We start from the raw sequence: 24318 nt of genomic DNA, 5'->3' as shown, positions 1-24318 counted from the left end.
TGCCTATAAATTCAACCCCATCGATCAGGATTGAAAAAGGATGAGTGCGGTGATAAGCGCCAGAATAACATTGGCTATACCAAGACGGAAGATAATGAGGGGATCTTTAGATAGAATCCCGAGACTTGTACAAGCCAATAAAGCGAAAATGAAAATGGAGAAGGCATTGTAAATACCATAGTGGGGCCAGATGCTCTGTCCTTCCACTAGTTCAACGCTGTTCATCACTTTGTAAATGGGAGTGGTATAGGTGATCAAGCGATCTCCTTTCCCCAGAAAACCATACTTATCATAGTCAATAGGAAATTCAGACTTGTCTGTCTTAATTACACAATTGAGTTTATCGTCTGGACCTGTGGTCAATCGGGCTTCCAGCATTACCTGGACTTCAGATGCTTCAGATAGGAAATAGTCGGTGATAATCGTGAAAGTAAACAACAAACAAATTACAGAAGCGAGTTTTCCTACCCATGAGATTCTGGAAATCGGATGAACCCTAGTAGGTCGGCTTCTATTTTCTTTTCTTTTGTTTGTCGTCTGTTTGCTTTTATCCTCTGGTGGAGGATAGGAGCGGAAAGCTTCAGAGAAGTCGAAGGCTTCCTGGTAAGATTCCTGGTAGGCACGATTCTGGGGTTCTGCCTTGGGAGGAGTATAAGCCTGTTGTTCGTAGGTTTCTACTACAGGTTCTTTGGAAAAGGCTTCCGTAAAAATATTGGAATTTTCCTTCTTTTTTCGCGCCCTCTTTACCCGATAAATCTGGTCATAGCGATTATTATAGCTTTTCCGACTCTCTGCATCGCTGAGAACCTGATAAGCTTCATTGATCAACAGAAAGTACTCACTTCCGTCCGGATTAGGATTGCTATCCGGATGGTGCTCTTTGGCGAGTTTTCGGTAGCTTTTCTTAATTTCCGGCTGACCGGCTTCCCTGTCAACTTCTAATATGTGATAATAATCCTTGAACATATGTGGATGCAGACCTTAAATGAAATGGGGCTGCTCTTGTTTGTGGCCAGATAAGGATACCTAATTTATTTCACAATCTGGAGAGTATTTACCCCAAAGATTATGCCTAAGCTATATTTTCAGCTAAATAGAAGGCTACTTGTAAGAAATTTATAAATTATTGGAAATTTAGCTTCGTTTAACGTCAATTTCACATGAATCAAGCCTGGTACCTCGCATCAAATACTTACGAAATCTTTTCTCCAGCATTACTTGTTTATCCGGATCGAATCAAAGCGAATATTGATCGGATGATTGAAATTGCGGGAGATGTAAAAAGACTGCGTCCGCATGTAAAAACGCATAAAATGGCTCAGGTAGCAGAGATGCACCTGGAGCTGGGTATAAAGAAATTTAAGTGTGCAACCCTTGCAGAAGCCCGGATGTTGGCAGTAGCGGGAGCAGAAGATATCTTATTGGCCTATCAACCTGTTGGACCCAATATCCATATGTATTGCAAGCTTGCCGCAGCATTTCCCGAAGTAAGGTTTTCGGCATTAGTTGACACCCACACTATACTTCGAGCACTTTCGACTGCTGCAAGAACCCACAAAGTAGAAATTGGAATCTTCATCGACCTCAATCCGGGGATGAATAGAACAGGAATTCCAATCGGTAATGATGCACGGGCTCTTTACCAATTTATCTCTGCATTGCCGCAGGTTTATCAGGCAGGATTGCATGCCTATGATGGGCATTTCAGAGATCCGGATTTTGATAAGCGAAAATCTGATTCGGATGAGGCCTTTGAATCGGTATGGAGTTTTGAAAAGAGCTTATTGGAAGCTGGGCAGGAAGTTCCGGAGATCATTGCCGGAGGGAGTCCGACTTTCCCCGTCCATGCACAAAGAGATAGGGTAGTGCTGAGTCCAGGAACCTATGTATTCTGGGATGCGGGTTATGGAGAGAAAATGAGGGAACTCCCTTTTGAGCCAGCTGCACTTGTGCTAAGCAGAGTAATAAGTAAACCATCGAAAGATTTGGTATGCGTGGATTTGGGGCATAAAAGTATCGGTTCAGAAAATCCCATAGATAAAAGGGTCAGATTTCTGAATGTTGAAGTCGAAGAGTTTGTCGGCCATAGTGAGGAGCATTTAACCCTAAAACCTAAAGACCCTTCAAAAGTAGAAGTTGGGGATATCCTATATGGAGTTCCCTGGCATGTATGTCCTACGGTGGCACTTCATCAGGAGGCTTATGTGGTGAAGAATGAGCAGACGAAAGAAAGATGGGAAGTAGTAGCCCGGGATAGACTTTACGCCTTATAAGCAATAGATATAAACGAAAAAGCCATCCAATTTGGATGGCTTTTTCAATTTCTTTACAAATATATTCGCAGCGTCTGTGGTACTATCGTATTACGACGCGTTTTACCATTTCTTGTTTTCCTACTTGTACACGAATAAAGTAGAATCCTTTAGGCAGTGTGCTAAGATCAAATTTTGTTTCGAGATTGCTTTCTACTTCCTGAGAAGCAACTGTCTGGCCAATCAGGTTTACCACTTTAACTTCAAGTTTTTCCTGCAATAGATTTTCATTCTTGATATTCAAGAAGAATATTCCATTGGTAGGATTAGGGTAAACAACTAATTCAATACCAAGGTCGGCATCGAAGTTTTCATTTACAGGCCAGGGAGTATTAGCCATTACCTGAAGTGAAAAAGTTGCCAGCAAGGCGAAGAGTAAAAATTTTATTCTCATACTGCGCTTATATTCGAGTGTCAATATACACTTTTATACCGAAATCCATGCCATTTTGTTTCCCCATAAATAGGAAATTCATGAAAACGTGCAGAATTGCTCAAAATGCGTGAATAATAACTTACCCTATATAGACAAAGCCTAAAGACTTTTCCCCTACGAAGAATAATTTTCTCAAATAGAGAATGCTTCCTACCTTTGCCCCCATTCCAGAATATTTTTAAACCAATATAATATGTCAAAAGCAGATATAGTAACGGCAAAAGGGACGATGAAGGTTGAGTTTTATGACAAGGATGCTCCCAACACGGTGGCTAACTTTCTCAAGCTTTCTAAAGAAGGCTTTTATGATGGCCTAACCTTCCATCGCGTTATTCCAGACTTTGTGATTCAGGGAGGTTGCCCTAATGGTACAGGTACAGGTGGCCCTGGTTACAAAATTGATTGTGAATTGGAGGGTGATAATCAGTTCCATGACCGTGGAGTTCTTTCTATGGCTCACGCTGGAAGAAATACCGGTGGTTCTCAATTCTTTGTTTGTCACAACCGTCAAAACGTAGCTCACCTTGACAGAAACCATACTTGCTTTGGGAAAGTTGTTGAGGGACAAGAGGTGATTGATGCCATAAGAGCGGGTGATAAAATTGAAAAGATTGTAGTTACCGAAGAGTAAAACATACATTCTGATGAAAAAGGGAGGCATAAGCAATTATGTCTCCCTTTTTTAGTAGAATCATTTGAAGGGAAAATGCCCGAATTAAGGCCTGCTTCAGCCGGAAATTTCTATATCAAGTGAATATTCGTACTTTGGTTTACATCCTTTTTGGGTGAAAGAATCCTGATAGGAAATCAAAAAGAATTTCGAGGCAATTGGGATTGTGGATGAACTTTATTCCTCAGACAAGCCATATAATCGTGCATCGATTTGCATGACTCCTTCTATTTCCCCGCTGCTGACTTCTATATCATTGGCAAAAATCCGAAGGGTATAATTGCCGGGAGCGAGATTTATTCTTTCTACTGCATCATGACTCAGGATGAGGTCATATTCTTTCCCTTCGATTGGCGTACCTAGCCAGTCTCCTTCTTCTTTAAGTGGAACGATAGCCGTGAATTCCTGAATTTCGTGGGTGCTGTCTTGCTCCAGGAAAATAGAAAGTGGGAGGTCGTTTCGGGAAATTTTATTGTAATAGGTAATGGTGAGTTCCAGCTTTGCATCCAATTCGCCAAACTCAGGGCCTACCTTTACATTGTACTGGCAGGGCTCATTGGTATATAGCGTAAAATTCTGGAGTTTATAGTCTCCTTTCCAAATAGGCGCGATATCACTGCATCCAAATAAGATGAGTGTGATAGTTGCTATGATGATGAATGCCTTCTGGGTTTGATAGACCATTGTTCTGGTTTCATTTCCCTTAACCAAAATTAGTTAAGGTTTTTGAGAAAAAAAAGTTTTCGAGATTTGTTCATTTGAAAAGGGGGAATATATTAAAATCAGGATAATTGAATAAATCTAAAGAAATTAAACCCCCGTCTTAAAACTAAGAACGGGGGTTTATTAGCATGTAAAGAAAGTGTGAATTATCGTCCAGCGAGTACACTTTCTGTTATTTTCTTATTAGGATTCTTTACGACTCCCATATTTGTAAACTTGGCAACCCTATTGATCAAAAGATCTTGAGTTTCCAGTTGTTTTAGTTCAGTTAAATCCTCCAGAATTTTGGCCTTAACACCCTCAAAGACTTCTTCCGGACTTTTATGAGCGCCTCCTACAGGTTCTGAAATGATCCCGTCGATGATACTCAGCTCAAGGTTGTCGCTGGCGGAGAGTCTAAGTGCTTCAGCCGCTTGCTCTTTATTTTCCCAGCTTCTCCACAAAATACTGGAACAAGACTCGGGAGAGATAACAGAGTACCAGGTATTTTCCAGCATATACACTCTATCTCCAATCCCAATGCCGAGGGCTCCACCAGATGCTCCTTCTCCAATTACGATACAAAGAATAGGTGTCTTTAGGGCAGACATTTCCAAAAGATTTCTGGCAATGGCTTCTCCTTGTCCTCTTTCTTCTGCTTCCAGTCCAGGATATGCGCCAGGTGTATCTATTAGAGATACGACAGGCAATCCGAATTTTTCAGCTAGTTTCATCAACCTCAAGGCTTTTCTATAGCCTTCAGGATTGGGCATACCAAAATTGCGGTATTGGCGCTCTTTGGTCGTCCTTCCTTTTTGCTGACCGATGAAGACGATGCTTTGGTCTCCAATCCTTCCTATCCCTCCGATCATAGCTTTGTCGTCCCGATAATTTCTGTCTCCGAAGAGCTCAACAAATTCGTCGGTAATGGCATGTATATAATCCAGTGAATAGGGCCTTTCCGGGTGTCTGGAAATCTGGACCCTTTGCCAACGACTAAGGTTGCTATATATGTTGACTTTGAGTTCTTCTATCTTTTTTTCCAGCTCTCCAGTGGCTGCATCCATCTCCACACCGCTTTCTCCCGCAATTTGCCTCATTTCTTCCAGCTTACTTTCGAGCTCCACAATAGGCTTTTCAAAGTCAAAGATGTTTTTTGCATTCATAGGGTAAAAACGTTACACAAATCAATTTACAAAAATATTCCCAAATCCTGTCCCTCTTCTACAGGTCCTTCCCCTTAAAACAAAGCCTGCCATTTTCTGGCAGGCCTCAAAGGTAATAAATTTCGTAAACAGTCATTCAGTATTACTCAAATTTACATTCAATCTCTCTCTGAGGTATTAGAAAGAGCTTGAAATTGCCTTGAGCGTTGCATTAGCGTTTGTCGATGGAAACATAATCTCTGCTGCTTTCCCCAACATAGATTTGTCTTGGACGACCAATTGGCTCTTTATTCTGACGCATTTCCTGCCACTGAGAAATCCAACCGGGAAGTCTTCCAAAGGCAAACATCACAGTGAACATATTCACAGGGATTCCTAAAGCTCTGTAGATAATACCTGAGTAGAAGTCTACATTAGGGAAGATTTTGCGTGTTGCAAAGTATTCGTCATCAAGTGCTGCAATTTCCAGTCCTTTGGCGATATCCAGTACAGGATCATCCGTATCTAATTGATCGAGGACTTTATCTGCATATTTCTTAATAACCCTCGCTCTGGGGTCAAAATTCTTATAAACTCTATGCCCAAAGCCCATCAGACGGAAAGAGTCTTCTTTGTCTTTGGCTTTGTTGATATACTTGGCCGTATCTCCGCCATCATTTTTGATGTCTTCCAGCATCTCCAGTACCTTTTGGTTAGCACCTCCATGAAGCGGTCCCCAAAGGGCATTATTTCCGGCAGCAATAGCTGCAAAAAGATTTACATGAGAAGAACCCACAAATCTTACAGTAGAAGCCGAACAGTTTTGCTCATGATCTGCATGAAGGATGAGGAGGGTATCCAGGGCTTCTTCGATCACCGGATCAACTTTCCCAAACATCATATGCAGGAAGTTGGCGATGTATCCTAAAGAAGGATCAGGATCTATATAGTCCAGCCCTTGCGAACGGCGATATACATAAGCCGCCATCGTAGGCATGTTTGCAATCATTCTATAGATAGCCTTTCTGCGAACTCCTTCGTCGCTCCAGGTATCAAGGGTCCCGGGATAAAATCCGGAAAGGGAGTTGAATACAATTGAAAGCATACCCATAGGGTGGGTGCCATCTGGTAAAGAGTTTAGAATTCCTTTTACTCCATCAGGCAGATCCCTGCATGCCGACATTTCTGCTACAAATTCATCCAGTTGGGACTGGGTCGGCAATTCTTCGTGTAAAAGGAGATAAACTACTTCGAGGAAAGAAGCATCTTCTGCCAGTTGTTCAATGGGGTAACCTCTGTGTTGTAAAACCCCTTTTTCTCCATCAATAAATGTGATTTTGCTGGCTGTAGAACCTGTGTTTTTAAAGCCTGTGTCGAGGGTAACATATTTACTTTGTCCTCTCAGCTTTCCTATATGAATACCTTTTTCGTTGTAAGTACCGGTTAGAACGGGAAACTCATAGGCTTCTCCATCAATATTAAATGAAACGCTCTCGGTTTTATCGGATATTTCAGACATGGGTTTGGATAAATTATCGTTGTTCGTAGCTAGAATTTAGCCTCAAAAATATACATTCGGGGAGGAAATTAAAAATTAGCATCCCCCTTTACACGCGAGTATTATCGGCTTTTTATTCAGTATATGCAATTTTATAAAATTATTAATACCTATTGTCCTGTATAATACACATCTGCAGTATTTATAGCTCATCCATCTCCCGCAAAGCTTCGTAAAATCCACCATTGAGTATTGGGAATCTACACCAGGTTTTTGGGTCAAGATTTTCGTCATCCAGGTGGAAGGAAGGCGCATATCTTTCGCGCTTCCATTGATTTCTGGACCAAAGCAGGAAAAACTTTCGGATGTAGCCTTTCAAAACCGAATCTGGATAAGTACCTCTCAAGGTCTTGAAAACTTCTACTGGAGATTTATAATCCCTGATGGCAGCTTTTTCTATATCATCCAGTACACCATAAGGCATAAGGTCCGATTCATCCGTCTGGGTTTGCTCAGCAGGTCTCAGCTCTGCGGTAGGCTTTAAGGCATTTACAAAACGGAGGGCCGGGATGTCAAGTTCTTTCTCTGCCCACACCAACCATTCCAATAAACTGTCTTTATCCATACCTCCCAGCGGAGCCAAACCCCCTGAGGTGTCTCCATCCATGGTTGCATAGCCCACTGCTGCCTCACTTCTATTAGAGGTAGTAATCAAAAGGGCATTTCTGATATTGGCCAGCATCCAGATTCCCGGAGATCGAAGGCGAGCCTGGATATTCTGCAAAGCGATATCATCTTTTTCCCAGCTCAGTTCACGACCGATTGCTTCAGCTGCCAGGTCTTTATAGGCTTTGTGTAAAGGTTCAACATTCCAGTTGTGGAAATTGGCTCCAAGGCCCAATGCTAATTCTCGTGCACTTTCCAGGGTATCTTCTCCGCTATTTTCTGTTGCCTGATACACACAGGTGAGCAATTGCTCCATATAGGGTTTGCTGTCATCCAAAGCTGCGTAGGCAATCCGTTCCCTGAATTTTTCTGCTCCCATTTCTGATTCCGCACGCCTTAGTGCATGTGCACAAAGGACCGCGCTGGAGGAAGAATCTGCTCCTCCGGATAAAGAAAGCATAAAGCCTCTACTTCGACTTTTTCTCATGTAGTCGAAAAGGGCCAGACTTTCTGCCAGATAAAATTCCTCTTCCTTGCTTTCGATGGGAGCAATATTGGGTTCTGATGCCCTATCGGATAGTTCTTTATAGGGATCCTCTGAAATGATGAGGTTTTCGGGGAACTCGGGTTTAAAGTTGAAAGACTTTTTCCGGTGTATATGTACCCGTTCTATATCCACAATAGCTGAGGCTATTTGAAAATCATCATAGGAGAAACGCTTATTTCTGACCAAAAGATCACCTGCCTGTGCAATCAGGATTTCGCCATCAAAAATGATTCTCCCTGCTTCATTTCCCAGCAGGTTGCTATATACATAGGTGCAATTATAAGAGCGGGAAGCTTCTGCTACCAGGCCTTTGCGGACATGTGTTTTTCCAAAAGCGAAATTGGAGGCACTTGGATTGAGAATGAGGTCTACATTATTTAGGTAGTGCCTTTGGGCAGGTCTGATCCCGTTCCAGGCATCCTCACAAATTTCAAAACCTATTCTCACTCCTCCGATTTCGAAGATCAGGTCTCCGAAATCATAATGATTGTCTTTCCACTCATAGGCGACAATCACATTTTCTTCCCAGGGTTTGAACCATCGAGGCTCATAATAAATACCATCCCCGGCCAATTCCTGTTTGGCGACAAAGCCCATGATCTCCTGATCATGGATGAGGGCTACAACATTGTACAGGCAATTTTCATATTCCATCGGAAGACCGACAGAAACAGTGATTCCCACACAGGCTTCTACGATTTTTTCCAGGCTCTCAAGTGAGCTCTTTAGTACATAATCATTAAAGAAAGTATCCTCACAGCCATAGCCACTAATGGCCATTTCCGGCAGGCAGAGTACCTGGACGGAATCCGCTTTTGCAGCTTCAATTGCGTGAAGGATGTGTTTGAGATTACTGGAGAAAGCCAGTGGCGTCTGGTTGAGACAGGATCCTGCGATCTTGAGGTGTTTCATTAATATATGATACTGATTAACAGCTGGATTTGTTGGCAAATTAGAAAATTATTGGGAGATGTCGCTCAGGATGCTAGTGTTGGTACTTTCAACATCTTATTCTCGTTTTTTGCGTACAAATCTGTATCTTTCGCCCCATTAACCCAAAGCCTTTCTATGCAAGAAACGTTTGCCCAAGAGGAACAGCTGGATAATCAGGCTGAATCCACTTCTGGAAAATTCACTTTGCCCAACGGAGTTCAGGACTTTCTACTCGAGATGGCAGGTGTCTATAAATTCATCGCCCGATTCTTTAAAGACGTATTTCGCCCGCCTTATGAATTTAAGGAGGTGCTCAACCAATGCTATATCATTGGATATAAAACATTACCGCTAATCATTTTTACCGGTTATATCGGAGGAATTGTATTTACCCGTCAATCCCGGCCAAGTCTTGAATCATTTGGAGCCGTCTCCTGGTTGCCATCCCTGGTAGGAGTCGGGATCATACGCTCTTTGGGGCCATTGATTGCAGGATTGATCGGAGCAGGTAAGATCGCTTCTAATATTGGGGCAGAATTGGGATCGATGAAGGTAACCGAGCAAATTGATGCGATGGAGGTGTCCGGAACCAATCCTTTTACCTATTTGGTGATCACCCGGGTTCTGGCCTGTATGTTTATGATCCCCTTATTGGTAATCTTTACAGATACCCTGGCCATGCTGGGAGGCTTTACTTCTATTTATTTTAATGAGGGAACGAGTTTCACCCTGTATTGGGCAGAGGCTTTTAGTGTATTGAAAATGGAAGACATTTTTGCCTCAACCCTCAAATCCCTGCTTTTTGGCTTTGCAATCGGGATTATCGGTTGTTATAAGGGCTTTACTTCCAAGAAAGGGACTGTTGGAGTAGGTAAAGCTGCAAACTCTGCTGTGGTATTGTCCATGTTTATGATCTTCGTGATTGACCTCATCACCCTACAGATCATGACTTTTGTTAGAACCCTAATTTACACCGTCTAGGATGCCTAGTATAGATTATTCACCAGATAAGATCATCATTGAAGTCGAGCATTTGCAAAAACGCTTTGGTGACAATGTGGTACTTACTGATATAAATATGGTCCTCTATGAAGAGGAAAACCTGGTGGTATTGGGGAAATCCGGAACAGGTAAATCTGTTCTGATAAAATGTATGGTAGGCTTGATCAAAGCAGATGCTGGTAAGCTCAATGTATTGAACAAGGATATCATGACTGCCAATACCTATGAGATGGATGAATTGAGAAAGCAAATAGGTTTCTCTTTTCAAATGTCTGCCCTTTATGACTCCATGACCGTAAGAGAAAATCTCGAGTTTCCGCTAAAGCGTAATGAGCCTGATGTCGGCCGGGGAGAAATGAATGATCGCGTGGAGGAAGCCCTACATAATGTGGGTCTTTTATATGCGATTGATATGATGCCGGTTGAGCTTTCAGGGGGTATGCAAAAACGTGTCGGTATTGCGCGAACGTTGATCCTGAATCCCAAGATCATACTCTATGATGAACCTACGGCAGGATTGGATCCCATTACGGCAAAAGAAATCAACGAATTGATCCTGAGTGTACAGGAGACTTATAAAACTTCTTCCATCATTATTACCCATGATTTGACCTGTGCCCGTATGACTGGGAATCGGATCAACCTCATGGCAGATGGCGAATTCCCGATCAAGGGAACCTATGAAGATTTGCAGAAGATCAGTGATCCACGACTGGCACCTTTCTTCGAATACTCTTCCTCTTAATTAGATTATTATTAATTCAGAATAATGGACAACGAACGTACAAAACTCATCAAACTCGGCTCCTTTGTAGTGGTGGGTGTGATTTTTTTCATTTTCATTCTTTACCTCATTGGCAGGCAGCAAAATCTATTCGATAAAACTTTCCGTGTTCAAACCGTTTTCGAGAATGTAGATGGTTTACAGAAAGGAAGTAGTGTATGGTTTGCAGGAGTGAAAATCGGAACCGTTAAAAGCATTGATATTGAAAGTAGCACAGCGGTAAAACTTACGATGAATATCACTGCTGACAATAAGAAATTTATCAAAAAGGATGCTACAGCAAGCATTGGTTCTGATGGGTTTATTGGGAATAAATTGGTGATTATATCCGGAGGAAGTTCTTCGGCAGAAGTAATCGATAATATGGGCTTGCTTAAAAGTGAGAGCGGTACGGGATTGGATGAGCTGATGGCAACTTTTCAGGTAACCAATGATAATCTTCAAGCCATCACAACGGATTTCAAAGGGATTACCAATGGGATTGTCAGTGGTAAAGGAACTGTAGGGGGACTTTTTAATGATTCCACTATGTATGCCCAGATTCAGGCAAGTATTCGCGAAGCTCGTCTAGCCAGTTTTAATACGAAAAACGCTACCAAAGAATTATCTGACATGATGGCCAACATTAATGCAGGTAAGGGTATGGCTGGTGCTTTACTAAATAGTCCGGAATATGAGAAGCGTCTGAATGAAAGTGTTCAATCTGCGCAGGCTACTATCCAGAATGCAGCTGGTACGATGAAAAGGGTTGATCAAATTACGCAGGACCTGAATGTGCTGGTGAAAGATTTGAATAATCCTGATTCTCCTTTAGGTGTATTAATGCAGGACTCTGTATTTGCCCGTAACCTTCAGGAGACTATGCGTAATCTGGAAGGAAGTACAGATGAGTTGGATGAAACCTTGAAAGATGTTCAAAAGAGTTTCCTGATGCGTGAAAGAATTTTCCGCAAGAATAAAGAATACCGCAAATCCAATCAGAAAAAAGAAGCTGCTGAAGCGAATGGGGAAAGCCCCAGAGGCAACTAAGATATTTCGGTACGGGAAGGAATTTATTCCTTCTCGTATCCATACTCTTTCAGGCGAGCTTTGATGTCAAGTTTTATTCCTTCTCTGGCTGCTTTCTTCCACTCTTCTTCTGCCAGTTCGGGAACACCAGAGACTGCATAATAATCTCCCAGGAGTACAAAGAATATCGGATCATTTGCTCCGGATAATCTATCGAGGATTGTTTTAGCCTCCTTAAGCGCTTGACCGCTTTTATCAGATTCTCCTTTAAGTTTGTGCATTTCCCCTAGACCCAAATGAGTCCTTATCAGGCTGAAATCATCCTGAGCCGCAATTTTCTTCAATTTATTATAGGCATACTCAGCCGCGGAATAATCCTGCGTTCTGCTGGAAGCTTTTCCATAATAGTAAAGGAATTGACCTTGATTGGGATAATACTCTAAGGCAAACTCTGCGTCTTTATATAATTGATCATAATCTCTGGCAGAATTGGATGCATTGAGCAATTCCAACCAAAGCTCAATTTGCATAGGTTGTTTTTCCAAAGCGCTTCTTACAGCATCCAAATCTGGAGCAGCCCCTCCTGCAACATTGTTCCCCAGTCTTCCTTGCAACATAATCGCTTCAGGATTATTCGGATGTGCTTCATTGAATATTTCAAGAAGTCTGCTCAGCCTTCCCCGAACTGTAGCATCACTGTCTGCATAGGGGAGGAGTTGCTGAATAATATTCATTTTGCCTTGCCACTCAATCAGGGGGTTTGCAAAGGCTCTGAAAAGGTACTCATCAGACTTCTCAATCTGATTTTGTTTTTTATAATAGTCAGCCAGGTAAAGGAGAGCGAAACCATTGTCCGGGTCTTGCTCAAGAATGGCATTCAAGGTTGAAACTCCTTCCTCAAATCTGCCCAGTCTATAGAGCATTTCATATTTTCTTTGGTAAATGCCTGTATCGGTATCTCCGATCTCCAGCAGTTCATCCAAGCTTTCCAGGGCTTCCTCATAATTCTCTCTTTCCTTTTCCACCTCAAACTTTCTCAAGCTTATCAAACGGCTTATACCTTTCTCTTTTTCCAATTGGTCTAGAACTTTCAGGCCACCACTCGCATTGCCGCTTTTGAAATACAGCTCTGCCAGGTCCATTTTTTCCGTAGATTTCTCCGGGAAACTTAGGACCAGATCGCTTTGGGCATTGATGGCTCTGTCTATATCGCCACCAGCTCTTAGGGCACGGACGAGAAATTTGTGGTACCAATAATTATCGGATTGTCCTTTTACCGCTTGTTGAGAAAGCTCAATTGCTTTTTCATAGTTTTTCTGATCCAGATAAATGCGGGCACTATTATATTGAGCGGGATGATTATCAGGATCTGCTTCGAGTACTTTTTCAAAAAGACGGAGAGCTTCATCAAAATTGCCTCGCATCATTTGGGTGCAGCCTTCCACGAAATCACGCTCTACCTCTTCATTTTCTGTCAACTCATCTTCAAAGAGTTTGAAAAATTCAGTAAGATCAGGCTCGACATATGCTTCTTCTTCCGCGGAAGCCTGTAAACTCTTTGCTTGCATGTCCCTAATGTCCTTTGCTCCTTTACAGGATGTAAACACTACGGTAGCAGCGAGCAAGAGGAATATGAGGGATGGAATTCGCATTGGGCTTAATTTCTTTACTTAGGGAACGTATAAGTTCCTAAAATCTTTCTTTAAATACCAGTAAAGTATGTTGAGGTTACATCATAGGGCGAATTTCATTCCAGAAATTCGCTATATGGGCAGATACTATCTGCATGTGTAGGTATAACGAAGAAGGGAGGGGAAATATTGATCGATTGCGAAATGCAGTGTTCTGGTGTTCTCGTTTTCTTGTGTTCGGGTGATTTTTCGAGAACACGAGAACACATGAATACCTGCGAACTGTAATCGTCTCTGACGATTACTTCCCCGTATGCCCAAATCCTCCGGCGCCTCTTTCAGTTGCGCTGAGTTCCTGAACTTCTACCCAGTCAACTTGCTCGTGTTTGGCAATGACCATTTGGGCGATACGCTCTCCTTTTTCGATGGTAAAAGGATCCTTGCTTAGATTTACGAGGATGACTTTGATTTCTCCTCTATAATCAGCGTCTATGGTACCGGGCGTATTTACGAGGCTAATGCCATGTTTTATAGCCAGACCACTGCGTGGCCTTACCTGAGCCTCATATCCGATAGGGAGTTCCATGAATAGACCGGTAGGGATAAGGGTTCTTTCGAGGCTATCGAGGGTAATAGCTTCTTCATTGTTGGCATAAAGATCTACTCCGGCAGAGGCAGGAGTGGCATATTTGGGCAAAGGATTGGAAGATGTATTGATGATCTTAACCTGGAGCATTGGGGTAAAATATTTAAGAAATAAGTGCGTCGAATTTTGCAGCCAAATCAAAATCATAGTCTGTAAGGCCGCCAGCGTCATGTGTACTGAGGCGTACCTCTACTTTATTGTACACATTGAACCACTCTGGATGGTGATTGGCTTTCTCCGCCAGAATAGCAGCCTGACTCATAAAACCAAAAGCCGATACAAAATCTGAAAACATAAAGGTCTTCTCAATTCCTTCATTCTTAAATTCCCAGCCAGAAAGTACAGAAAGTTTTGGCCCGGCTTCTTCAGAATTATAGGTTTTCATCGACTATTTTTTTTAATTTGAACTTATAATCATTGACAAGATAGGTACTAATAGGCGATTGTCCATAGTCAATTAAATAAATGAATCTATCATCTTGATTGACAATGCTCAAGGAAAAAATATCCGGACAATTCTAAGTATGAAATGGAGTATTTTGCTTTCTCAACAAGAGCATCCATGCAAGCTGACCTCAAGATAATCAAGATCCTTTTTTCCCTCTTTGGTATCTTGCTTCTGCAGGGGACTGAAGCAAGGGCTAGCCAGCCCGTGCGGATTTTTGGAAATATATTAAATGATGAGACCCGGGAAATATCCCTGAGTTTCAGAGAGCATCCTTTGGCTGAGATGGAAACCATCAAAGCTAAACTGGATCGTCAGGGTAATTTTCAACTCAAATTGAACATTGAAAAGGCGCGGCCCTGTTATCTGCGCTATGGCAGGGAGCAAAGTGTTGTCTACCTTTTCCCAGGAGATCGTATTGACCTGATTGCAGATGCTGAGTCTTTTGATGAAACCCTGGTCTTTACCGGCTATGGCTCCGGAGTAAATGCCAGCCAGTTTTTGGCGGCTTTCTTCCTCAAGTTTGAAGACAAACTATTTAGAAGAGAAGCAAATAACCGCATCAAAGAAGCATCTCCAGCTTCCTATCTGGAATACCTCAGCCGTCAGAAAGAATACAAACTCAATTTTCTCGATGAGAATAAGGATTTGCCGGAAGATTTTGTAGACTATATGGCGAAAAGGATAGAGTATATGTGGGGAAGAGATTTACTCGAATACCCAGTCAAACATGCCTATCTGAATGAATTGCCCTATGAACGGGTACCCGTAGGGACATCCTATTATGGCTTTTTAAATGAACTCAATATACAGGATAAAGAAGCCTGGGAACTGAGAGAATACCAGGACTTTCTGGATGCTTTCTTTGCCTATGAATATAGCAAAGTGATCAGCAAAATGAGTCCTTCCTCCCGTTTTGCCTATCTCTATGATCGTGCACCGGATTATTTGACTGGAATGCCCTTAAGTGTATTCCGAGCCCGTAGCCTTATGCATGCGATTCAATACCTGAATCCAGGTGATGTACTGCCTCGGTATTTTCAGTTTGTAAACTCTGAAGAAGGATTGGCATTGAAAGAATATCTGGAATATGCCTTTAAAGATATTCTGGCTTTGGCTCCGGGAAATCCTGCTCCGGATTTTAGCCTGGAAGATCGTGAAGGGAAAATGGTTAGCTTGAGTGATTATCAAGGGAAAACCATATACCTGCATTTCTGGGCCAGTTGGTGTGATCCCTGTAAAAACGAACTAAGTTATATCAATAAGTTGGCCTTTGAGTTTTCGGATGAAGACATAGTCATACTAAATGTTTCTTTGGATGAATTTCAAAAAACCTGGCTACAAAAAGTAGAGGAGACTCAATTGGCAGGAATTCATGTTTGGGCAAAAGGATTGTGGTCAGAAGTTCCTATGTCTTATGGCATCAGGACCTTGCCGGGATACATGATTATTTCAAAGGATGGGACCATTGCAAATGCTTCTGCATTTGCTCCCAGCAATCCCGAAGCCTCGGCACAAATTTTGCGAAATTTACGCTAGAATTTTTACGGGCAGAATTTTACGAATGTTAGAATAAGACGAAATTTTCTCGTAAATTACCAAACGAATCTTCTCAATACTCCTTATATGTGGATAGACAGGTATAGTTGGCTGACTATATTTAAAAACCTTTCTCTTCCTTGTTGCTCTAAATTTTTACTTTTCCTCATTTTCACCTCCTTTGTATTCGACACAATGGCGGTTACTTATTATGTATCTCCTACAGGTAATGATCTGAATACAGGCCTTACTGCGGCAGATCCCTGGCAAACTATTGATCGGGTCAATCTGGCAGCAATAGGCCCTGGTGATGAAGTCCTCTTTGAAGGTGGACAAACCTTTGTTTCTGCAAACGGACTTTTCTTTACCGGTGCCCGAAGTGGTACTGCAGCAAACCCTATCATAATTTCCAGTTATGGAACGGGTAGAGCAACTCTAAATGTCACAGGTGCACATGCTTTCGTAGCCTACGAATGTGCGGGTTTTGAAATAACAGACCTGAATTTTGTGGGTGCAGGTAGGCTAGTGAATAATTTTGCGGGCATCGTATTTTACTCAGACACAGGTACGCCTGTCATCCCTAATCGCTATGAGCACGTGCTAATCAGTAGAGTTGAAGTATCTGGCTTTAACCTCGGAGGTATCAAATTTCAGGGTACTGAGATTTATAGAGGTAGTGGAGGAACTCAGGCGTCCAGTGGTTGGGAGAGCGTATCAATCACTTATGCAGATGTACATGATAATGGGGATTTTGGCATCGAAATCATCGGTGATTGGTTGACAGGAACTACGATCTATCCCAATAGAGACATTTTAATCCAAAACTGTACCGCCTATAATAATCCCGGTCAAAACGGATTGACTACAGAGCATACCGGTAATGGGATTGTGGTAGGAAATGCAGAAGATGTTCTGATAGACCTATGTGTGGCTTATAATAATGGAGCCGATAATGTCGCCAATAATGGAGGACCCGTAGGAATCTGGCTTTGGGATACCAAAGATGGGATCATCCAAAGCAGCGAATCCTATGAAAATAAAACCAATAGTACCAAGGATGGTGGAGGTTTTGATTTGGATGGAGGATGTGTCAATTGTGTGATACAGTACTGCTATTCACATGATAATGACGGCGCCGGTTTTCTGCTGGCAGAATTCGGAGAGTCCCGTGACATGATCAATAACACCATTCGCTATAATATCAGCCAAAATGATGGCCGCGACAATGATTATGCAGGCATACAGTTTTGGCGTGATGCCGTAACTCCGGGTACGGGTGTACTCGACCAATCCTATGTGTATAATAATGTAGTTTATATCGGCGCAGGTGCAGGAGCAGCTCCCGCAGCTATTCGTTCTATAAGTGGAGCCATAACCAATGCAAAGGTCTCAAACAATGTCTTTATTACTGCGGATGGTATTCGCATGGTGGATAAACAGTTTGCAACGGATCTGGATTTTGCAGGAAATGCCTACTTCAGTTTGACAGGAGTCTATGAATACAATGAGGCCGGAACTGTATATGGAAATTTGGCTGCCTGGAGAGCTAGCGGACAGGAAATGGTCGGGCTCACCAATGTAGGTCTGGAGATTGATCCTCAACTGGTAAATGCCGGAAATGGAGGAATCATTGGAAATCCAAACAATCTTCCGACCCTCAATGATTATACCCTACAAGCAGGTTCACCCTTAGAAGATGCAGGTCTGGATCTCAATACCTTATTTGGGATCAATGTGGGAGCTCGTGATTTTTATGGGACTACAGTACCCGTAAATACAACCCACGATATTGGGGCTTATGAAACTCCGGGGGCGACGCTTTCTGCCAGAGACATCAAATTCTTTGGAGAAAGACTTAAGAATGGAACGGTCTTCCTCCGTTTTGATCTGGGACTGGAAGAAATGCCGGAATCATTGATCCTCGAAAGAAGTCTGGATGGAGAAAATTTCGAGTTTGTCCTGAATCCTGAACTTAAAAGTAGAATAGGGCATACCTATGATTATAGATCCCCTTCCACAAAGGTCTTTTACAGATTGGGCTTAGAAGACTTGAATGGCGAAGTAAACTACTCACGCATTCTGGAAATCTTTGCCTTCGAAAATCAGGAATTCATGCAGGTTTTCCCCAATCCGATCAAAGAAGATTTGGGAATCTTTCTGAGGAGCCCGATCAGCCATAAAGAGGTGGTTGTGGAGTTAATCGACTTGCAAGGCAAATCTGTCTTAAAACAAACCTTAAATCCAGTACAGGATAGCCTTAGCCTTAAGGTCCCGAACCTTCCGAATGGTTTGTATACCTTGATGCTAAAAACCCCCCTCTCAATAATGCGACAACAAATCTTAATTGATAAATAAAAAAAGGCCGGATCATCTCCGGCCTTTTTTGTTTTATAAGCTTTGTATCTATTCACGGATTACATTCACCTTAAAGCGCAATACTTTATTGCGTTCATTAAAGTTTCCGGTTACGGTTATAGATTTATTAGCCATGCCGGGACGATTTTTTGAATTGTAGGAAACTTCTACAAATCCTTCCCCGCCCGGTTCGATTTCATCTTTGGACCAATTGGGAGTTGTACATCCGCAAGAAGGTTTTACTCTCGTGATCTTTAGGGGTTGATCTCCAGTATTTTTGAAACGGAAGATATGGCTGGGTTGAGTCCCTTCCTTTACCTCTCCGAAGTCAAAACTTTCTTCTACCCACTCAATGTTGGTCTGTGGCATCTCCTCTGCGATCTGCATATAAGAAGGTTTGGCAGGAGCAGCCGGGGCTGCAGCTGGAGGACTAACTGCAAAATTTGAATTGTTTGCAGGCTTCACTTTCAATTCCTGAGCTTTTTCCGGATGAGGTTTTACTTTTAGTTCCTTTTCAGGGCTACTACTTTCAAGCTGAATAACTCTGGGATCGTTGATATCAACAGCTTTTGGGCTATTGGCCAACTCCTCTCTTTTGATTTTGGCAGCCATATACACAGCTTTTTGCCGTTCTGCATATCGGAGTACCTGCAATTGGAGATCAGCAGGCAATTCCTTCATTACCTGTTTGAGTTCTTTATTAACTTTTGGTTTCTTTTCTGTGTCTTGGGCATTGGATTTCGCTGGGTAAAGCATGGCAAGGCCAGCGATTAACAATGCAAGAGTCATATGATTGATCTTCATATACAATGATTTTTGGTTCTTTCTGCTATAACGTTAATCAGTCGAAAGTGTTGTTTAATTCTGGTATCTTTGACTGAACTTTGGACGTATAAATTACAGGAATTATCCTGAATTAAGAATAGAATGTCTGTAAAAGAACTTACACATATATCCCTCCAGGTCAATGGCATGACCTGTAACAATTGTGCCCTCGGAGTGGAAAAATACCTGAAAAAAGAGGGAATGGAAGGGGTCTCTGTTGATTTTGCCAATGGAGAGGTGGAATTTGAGTTGCTAAACGAAAGAGAGATTCCCCGGATCATAGAAGGAATAGAAAGCCTTGGTTATGAGGTAAGTACGGAGGAAGAAGGAGAAGATGAAACGAAAGGCTTATCAAAGCTGGAAAGGCGTTTTTACCTTTCTGCTATTTTTACTTTGCCCCTTATCCTGCATATGTTTGTCTCATGGCATTGGCTTCACAATACCTGGGTTCAATTAGTATTAGCCAGTCCGGTATTTATTATCGGAATGATTCATTTTGGAGTTTCTGGATGGAAATCCCTGAAAACGGGCGTTCCCAATATGGATGTATTGATAGCGATGGGAGCCATTGCAGCTTTTGGCTATAGTTTATATGGGACTTTGCTGCAATTAGGGCCTGATTTCCTCTTTTATGAAACGGCTGCCAGTATCATTACCCTGGTTTTATTGGGAAATTTGATGGAAGAAAGGTCTGTAAAAAAGACTACTTCTTCTATTCGCGAGTTGGCGAGACTTCAACCCCAGAAAGCCCGAAGATTGAAATTGATAGATGGGCAGGAAGTTCTGGAGGAAGTAGAAATTAAAGCTTTGCAGATCGGGGATATTCTCCAGGTGAATACAGGAGATCGAATTCCTACTGATGGATTGGTATTGGCAGGACAGGGAGAAGTGGATGAGTCTATGATCAGTGGGGAAAGTTTGCCCCTGGCCAAAGAAAAGGGACAGGAACTGATAGGTGGAACTTTACTCATTCAGGGAAATTTACAGTTTAGAGTAAATAAAACAGCTCAGGAAGGAATCCTTTCCCAGATCATTAAGCTGGTTAAGTCAGCCCAAAAAGATAAACCGGAAATTCAGAAGTTGGCTGACCGCATCAGTGCTGTATTTGTGCCCATAGTCTTGGGGATTTCTGCACTGACATTTCTGCTTTCCTACTTCGTATTTGAAATAAGTATACAGGCATCTATCATTCACAGTATAGCTGTTCTGGTGATTTCCTGTCCCTGTGCAATGGGATTGGCTACTCCTACAGCAGTGATTGTGGGGATTGGAAGGGCGAGTAAAAAGGGCGTTTTGATCCGGGGAGGAAGTACCCTGGAAAAATTCTCTAAGATTAAACGGATAGTTTTTGATAAAACCGGTACGCTAAGCAGTGGTGAGTTTAAGATTGCAGCCATAGAAACGGCTGAATCTGATAGGATAGAGGTTGAAAAAGTATTGAGAAGTATCGAACTATATTCCTCTCATCCAATCGCAAAGTCTATTCAAAGGGAGTTGGCACATGCAGGTTTGAAAATGCTAAAACAAGTAGAAGAAGAGAAAGGGATAGGAATGAAAGCTGAAGACAAAGAAGGGAATCTGTATCATTTGGGATCAGCTCGTATCCTTGGAAATAAAACAGGTATCAAAGATCATAGCCTGTATCTCCTTCGGAATGGAGAGTTTTGGGCAGGTATAGACTTAAAAGATGAGTTAAGAACCGGTGCAAAAGATATGGTCGCCTATTTTCAGAAACTGGGAGTTGAAACAATCCTGTTGAGCGGAGATAAAGAAGAGAAGTGTATAGAAGTTGGCAAAGAACTGGGCATAGACCGTATTTATTACGAACAGCTACCCGATCAGAAATTGGAAATGATCAAAGGATTCTCGGATGAAGTTTCAACAGCTATGGTCGGGGATGGAGTAAATGATGCGCCGGCTTTGTCCAGAGCTCATGTAGGCATTTCTCTGGCGAAAGCTACCGAAGTAGCCATGCATGCGTCTGATGTCATTCTATCCAGCGATAAAATTGATAGTTTGATCGATTTGCATAAAATCAGTAAGCATACTGTAAAAACGATTCATCAGAATCTTTTCTGGGCATTCTTTTACAATGTGCTGGCAATTCCTTTAGCAGCAATCGGCATGCTGAAACCAATCATAGCAGCAGCAGCTATGGCTTTCTCTGATGTAATCGTAATTGGAAACTCTCTCCGGCTAAGGATAAAATCTCTGACATAGAAAATTGACTTCGGGCTAGCATATTTTCCAACCCGAAGTCCTAAAGATTTATTTTTTGATAAATACTTCTGTTCCAAGTTTATTACCTGCTCTCATTTTCAAGAGGTAATATCCGGGCTGCAGATTATTTACCGAGAATTGCTGGTCAAAGGCCAAGCTTTCCTCTGAAACTATTTCCCTGCCACTCAGATCATAAATTGAATAATGAGCGCTTTTTCCTTCCATGCCCTGAATTTTGATGAGTTCTGAACTCGGGTTAGGGTAGAAACTAAAAGCCAATTCTTCACGATTTCCAAAAATTCCCGTGGCGGCATCTTCCGTCTGTACATTATCAATACAGAAATATCCTGGAGTATTCATTCCAGCTGCTCCTGTATCACTAGAGCTTAGGCCAAAGGACAGGCTATCCACTTGCCCTAATGAACTCAAATCAACAAAGGTCCATTCATCAACTATATAATCCTGGCTATTATCAGAAAATCTATAGTCCGCCAAATAGAAATCTACACTATCTGTACTCAGGACTCCGTCTTTATAAGCTTTGATGGTGAGGAGGAAAAAATCCGGATCATCTCCAGTTACCCCGCCAAATTTTTTGGCGAAACTATCTCCATTGAGCATACTCAAATAAGGATAAGTTCCATTGGTAACCATCAGTCCTGCAACTTCTTTTCCCGCTGCATCATTTTCTAGTCTCAGTATATTGGCTTGCCCGAACCTGAATGAAACGGCATAATTGCTGGAAGAATCAGCTCCCATTCCAGGAATAGCACTATACTGATTCATAAATCCCATAGTCGAGGTATCGGTGCTATTGGAAATAGACCAACCTTCCCAGGACATCCAGGCTTCATTATAGTCTACCGACATAGAAATAAAGCCATCGCTAAAAGTAGTGATCCCATCACTTCCATTAAGGAAGGAATCCGCTGCCACCGTGAAATTCTCAAAATCTGAAGTGTTTTGGGCTCCTAATAAACTAGAAATTAGGAGTAAAGAAATGGTAAAAATCTGTTTCATTTCGATTGATTCTTATTGAGTGTGAAATTGATTCCCATCTGGTAATGGATACCCGGCATAGGGCGCCTTTCTATTACCTGATAATCCAGGTCCCAGATATTATTGATCTGGAAAAAAATGAGATAATTCCCCGACTTCCTTTTTCTTAAAAACTGGAGGTGTACATTCCCCAATTGAAAGGAGGGAGGGTTCTCATTGATTCCCGTAGTTTTTCCTGTGTATAAATGTGTATATCGTAAGCTGAAACTTTTCCAGGCAAAACTGACTCTTGCCTGAGCCTGGTGAACCGGAGTATAAAACAGCTGAGATCCCAGAGGGATTCTTGGAGCCTCAATCGCTGCCTGGCTGGTTGATAGGATATAATCATATGCCAAGTGAGCACTTATACTGATTTCCTTTCTCTGATGACTGATCCCTATCCTGGGTTCCAATCCCCGGCTCCATACCCGGGTGATGTTATTGGCCGACCAAAAACTTTGACCTTCAGCAATTCCCCACATGATCCAATTATCTATCCTTCTGTTAAATGCCGTCAGGTCCACAGTCAGTTGCCAAAAAGCATTTTTCTTTTCCGTCCCGATTCCCAATTCTCCACTCCATCCGGATTCTGGCAATAGATCAGGATTGCCTCCCGGCGCCCAATAGCGATCATTGAAGGTTGGTAGACGATAATTCTTACTTACTTTTCCGCGAATGGACCAGGCTGGCAACAACTGGTAGCTGAGATCCAGGATCGGAAGTAAGGGAACTGCTTTGCCATCTACGATTTCCTGCCTTAAGCTACTTTGAATCCGCAAACGCTTGACTTGCCACAACCAGGATACAAAAGCCGCATTTCTCAATTCGTCAGGAATGAATTGGTAACCGCCGGACCAGGCCCGTGTATGGCGAAGGGTGCTTCCTGCATGCAATCGATGTGTCGGACTAAGGCTCCATTGGCCACTTATCTCACCGCTCAGGGTCTTGAAATGACTTCTGGATTCAAGCCCTATTAAGTCATTAAAGTAATTGAGCTCTTCATCGAAATAGGCAGCTTTTGCTTCATAAAGGCTTTTTTTGCCTACATACTTCCAGGACAAATGACTACGTATGAAGTTGTCTTCCTGATGTGCCTCACTTCGGTTTTGTACGTTGGTTGGAGGAATCTCCCGATGAGCATCCTGTGTCCAGAAATTCAGGCTGAGTTGATGCTTGGGAGAGGGTTTCCAGTACAAATCCTGTTGTAAACTTCGGACCTGAATGCTGGCATTGGTCTGAACACGCTCAGGTAAACCATCCGCAAGGAAATACGAAAAGTCATTTTTCGCTTCCAGATAGCTGACTTTGCTCCGGCTTTGAAATTGCCTGTTGCCTAGTCCCAATTGGAGGTTCTGCTCAAAGCGTCCAAAGCTTCCAATTTTGGAGAATGCATCGATGAGCAATTTGTTCTCGAATTCAGCTTGATTTTGAAGAGAAACCAGGCCTCCAATTGCACCACTTCCCCAAAGAGCCGAGTTCCCTCCTTTTTGGAATTGGATAGATTCACTGTTGTTGAGGGGGAGAAGAGAAAGGTCCAATTGCCCCAACATAGGACTGCTTATAGGCAGGCCATTCCATAAGATCAGGCTTTGTCCGGCGCTTCCCCCACGGATAGAAGAGGTAGCCAAACTGCCTTGTCCATAGCTTTTGATAAAACTGCCTGTTTCAGCAGAGAGTAATTCAGCGAGATTAGTATAGCCTAGCTCTTTGAGAGCCTGATGATTCCAGACTTTTTGATTTCTTGCCTCCGTATCTGTTCGGATATTGATAGCTTCTATCTCTACGACTTTTAGTTGCAGGGTATCTGTTTGTGCAGGCAAAAGCCAGGGCAGCACAGAAAAAAATAAACATGTTATGAGTTTCGTAGAGATGTATCTCATAAGCCAAATTCTCTACAACTCAGGAAGAAAAATTTG

The 24318-nt window shown here is 42.3% G+C and carries 20 protein-coding genes; 8 read left to right on the top strand and 12 right to left on the bottom strand.

The genetic code is table 11. The annotated features are described in order from the left end of the window. Positions 1 to 24: 24 nt before the first annotated feature. Positions 25 to 966: a DnaJ domain-containing protein gene (locus R8P61_15975; GenBank protein MDW3648565.1), complete on the bottom strand. Its 942-nt coding sequence runs from the start codon at positions 964 to 966 to the stop codon at positions 25 to 27. A gap of 194 nt (positions 967 to 1160) precedes the next feature. Here R8P61_15975 and R8P61_15970 point away from each other — a divergent pair, with 194 nt between their 5' ends. Further along, positions 1161 to 2273: a D-TA family PLP-dependent enzyme gene (locus R8P61_15970; GenBank protein ID MDW3648564.1), complete on the top strand. Its 1113-nt coding sequence runs from the start codon at positions 1161 to 1163 to the stop codon at positions 2271 to 2273. A gap of 82 nt (positions 2274 to 2355) precedes the next feature. Here the strand turns inward: R8P61_15970 and R8P61_15965 are convergent, their stop codons facing one another. Continuing rightward, positions 2356 to 2706: a T9SS type A sorting domain-containing protein gene (locus R8P61_15965; GenBank protein MDW3648563.1), complete on the bottom strand. Its 351-nt coding sequence runs from the start codon at positions 2704 to 2706 to the stop codon at positions 2356 to 2358. A gap of 235 nt (positions 2707 to 2941) precedes the next feature. On the opposite strand from R8P61_15965, the gene R8P61_15960 reads away from it, so the two are divergent. Further along, on the top strand, positions 2942 to 3379 hold the full coding sequence (locus R8P61_15960; GenBank protein MDW3648562.1) for a peptidylprolyl isomerase: 438 nt from the start codon (positions 2942 to 2944) through the stop codon (positions 3377 to 3379). A gap of 216 nt (positions 3380 to 3595) precedes the next feature. Here R8P61_15960 and R8P61_15955 read toward each other — a convergent pair whose 3' ends face one another. From R8P61_15955 to nadE, 4 genes are all read right to left on the bottom strand, one after another. Further along, the gene (locus R8P61_15955) at positions 3596 to 4102 is read right to left on the bottom strand and encodes a hypothetical protein (GenBank protein ID MDW3648561.1); all 507 of its coding nucleotides are present in this window, start codon (positions 4100 to 4102) and stop codon (positions 3596 to 3598) included. A 185-nt stretch (positions 4103 to 4287) separates the two neighbouring features. After that, complete coding sequence (locus R8P61_15950) at positions 4288 to 5286, bottom strand: acetyl-CoA carboxylase carboxyltransferase subunit alpha (GenBank protein MDW3648560.1); 999 nt, start codon at positions 5284 to 5286, stop codon at positions 4288 to 4290. A 211-nt stretch (positions 5287 to 5497) separates the two neighbouring features. After that, positions 5498 to 6784 (bottom strand): citrate synthase, encoded by a 1287-nt coding sequence (locus R8P61_15945; protein MDW3648559.1) that lies wholly within the window; start codon positions 6782 to 6784, stop codon positions 5498 to 5500. Between the two features lie 181 nt (positions 6785 to 6965). Further along, positions 6966 to 8888, bottom strand: a complete 1923-nt coding sequence (gene nadE, locus R8P61_15940; protein MDW3648558.1) for an NAD(+) synthase — start codon at positions 8886 to 8888, stop codon at positions 6966 to 6968. Between the two features lie 156 nt (positions 8889 to 9044). On the opposite strand from nadE, the gene R8P61_15935 reads away from it, so the two are divergent. From R8P61_15935 to R8P61_15925, 3 genes are read left to right on the top strand one after another with little or no spacing between them, the layout of a single operon-like run. Beyond that, on the top strand, positions 9045 to 9890 hold the full coding sequence (locus R8P61_15935) for an ABC transporter permease (protein MDW3648557.1): 846 nt from the start codon (positions 9045 to 9047) through the stop codon (positions 9888 to 9890). Between the two features lies 1 nt (position 9891). Next, the gene (locus R8P61_15930; GenBank protein ID MDW3648556.1) at positions 9892 to 10656 is read left to right on the top strand and encodes an ATP-binding cassette domain-containing protein; all 765 of its coding nucleotides are present in this window, start codon (positions 9892 to 9894) and stop codon (positions 10654 to 10656) included. Between the two features lie 24 nt (positions 10657 to 10680). Further along, positions 10681 to 11724: an MlaD family protein gene (locus R8P61_15925; GenBank protein MDW3648555.1), complete on the top strand. Its 1044-nt coding sequence runs from the start codon at positions 10681 to 10683 to the stop codon at positions 11722 to 11724. A gap of 23 nt (positions 11725 to 11747) precedes the next feature. Here R8P61_15925 and R8P61_15920 read toward each other — a convergent pair whose 3' ends face one another. The 3 genes from R8P61_15920 to R8P61_15910 all read right to left on the bottom strand — a co-directional run bounded on the left by R8P61_15920 (position 11748) and on the right by R8P61_15910 (position 14365). Next, on the bottom strand, positions 11748 to 13355 hold the full coding sequence (locus R8P61_15920) for a tetratricopeptide repeat protein (GenBank protein ID MDW3648554.1): 1608 nt from the start codon (positions 13353 to 13355) through the stop codon (positions 11748 to 11750). A gap of 280 nt (positions 13356 to 13635) precedes the next feature. Continuing rightward, positions 13636 to 14070: a dUTP diphosphatase gene (dut, locus tag R8P61_15915; GenBank protein MDW3648553.1), complete on the bottom strand. Its 435-nt coding sequence runs from the start codon at positions 14068 to 14070 to the stop codon at positions 13636 to 13638. A gap of 13 nt (positions 14071 to 14083) precedes the next feature. Further along, entirely contained in the window at positions 14084 to 14365 is a 282-nt protein-coding gene (locus R8P61_15910; GenBank protein MDW3648552.1) for a 4a-hydroxytetrahydrobiopterin dehydratase, read from the bottom strand. Between the two features lie 177 nt (positions 14366 to 14542). Here R8P61_15910 and R8P61_15905 point away from each other — a divergent pair, with 177 nt between their 5' ends. After that, positions 14543 to 15964 (top strand): redoxin domain-containing protein, encoded by a 1422-nt coding sequence (locus R8P61_15905; protein MDW3648551.1) that lies wholly within the window; start codon positions 14543 to 14545, stop codon positions 15962 to 15964. A 195-nt stretch (positions 15965 to 16159) separates the two neighbouring features. Next, positions 16160 to 18319 carry a right-handed parallel beta-helix repeat-containing protein gene (locus R8P61_15900; protein MDW3648550.1) on the top strand — a complete coding sequence of 720 codons (2160 nt, stop codon included), beginning with the start codon at positions 16160 to 16162 and terminating at the stop codon, positions 18317 to 18319. A gap of 48 nt (positions 18320 to 18367) precedes the next feature. On the opposite strand, the gene R8P61_15895 is transcribed toward R8P61_15900, so the two are convergent. After that, positions 18368 to 19123: a DUF1573 domain-containing protein gene (locus tag R8P61_15895; protein MDW3648549.1), complete on the bottom strand. Its 756-nt coding sequence runs from the start codon at positions 19121 to 19123 to the stop codon at positions 18368 to 18370. Positions 19124 to 19246: 123 nt separating this feature from the next. Between R8P61_15895 and R8P61_15890 the strand changes: the two genes are divergently transcribed. Then, positions 19247 to 21364, top strand: coding sequence for a cation-translocating P-type ATPase (locus R8P61_15890; protein ID MDW3648548.1), 2118 nt, complete (start codon positions 19247 to 19249; stop codon positions 21362 to 21364). A 48-nt stretch (positions 21365 to 21412) separates the two neighbouring features. Here R8P61_15890 and R8P61_15885 read toward each other — a convergent pair whose 3' ends face one another. After that, positions 21413 to 22384, bottom strand: coding sequence for a DUF4465 domain-containing protein (locus R8P61_15885; GenBank protein MDW3648547.1), 972 nt, complete (start codon positions 22382 to 22384; stop codon positions 21413 to 21415). Continuing rightward, positions 22381 to 24282 (bottom strand): TonB-dependent receptor, encoded by a 1902-nt coding sequence (locus R8P61_15880; protein MDW3648546.1) that lies wholly within the window; start codon positions 24280 to 24282, stop codon positions 22381 to 22383. Before R8P61_15880 ends, R8P61_15885 begins: the two co-directional genes overlap by 4 nt. Between the last annotated feature and the right edge of the window lie 36 nt (positions 24283 to 24318).

The sequence above is a fragment of the Bacteroidia bacterium genome (genome assembly GCA_033391075.1).
Lineage (GTDB): Bacteria > Bacteroidota > Bacteroidia > J057 > J057 > JAWPMV01.
The sequence above is the reverse complement of the archived record's forward strand: the minus strand, read 5'-3'. Positions and strand labels throughout refer to the sequence as shown.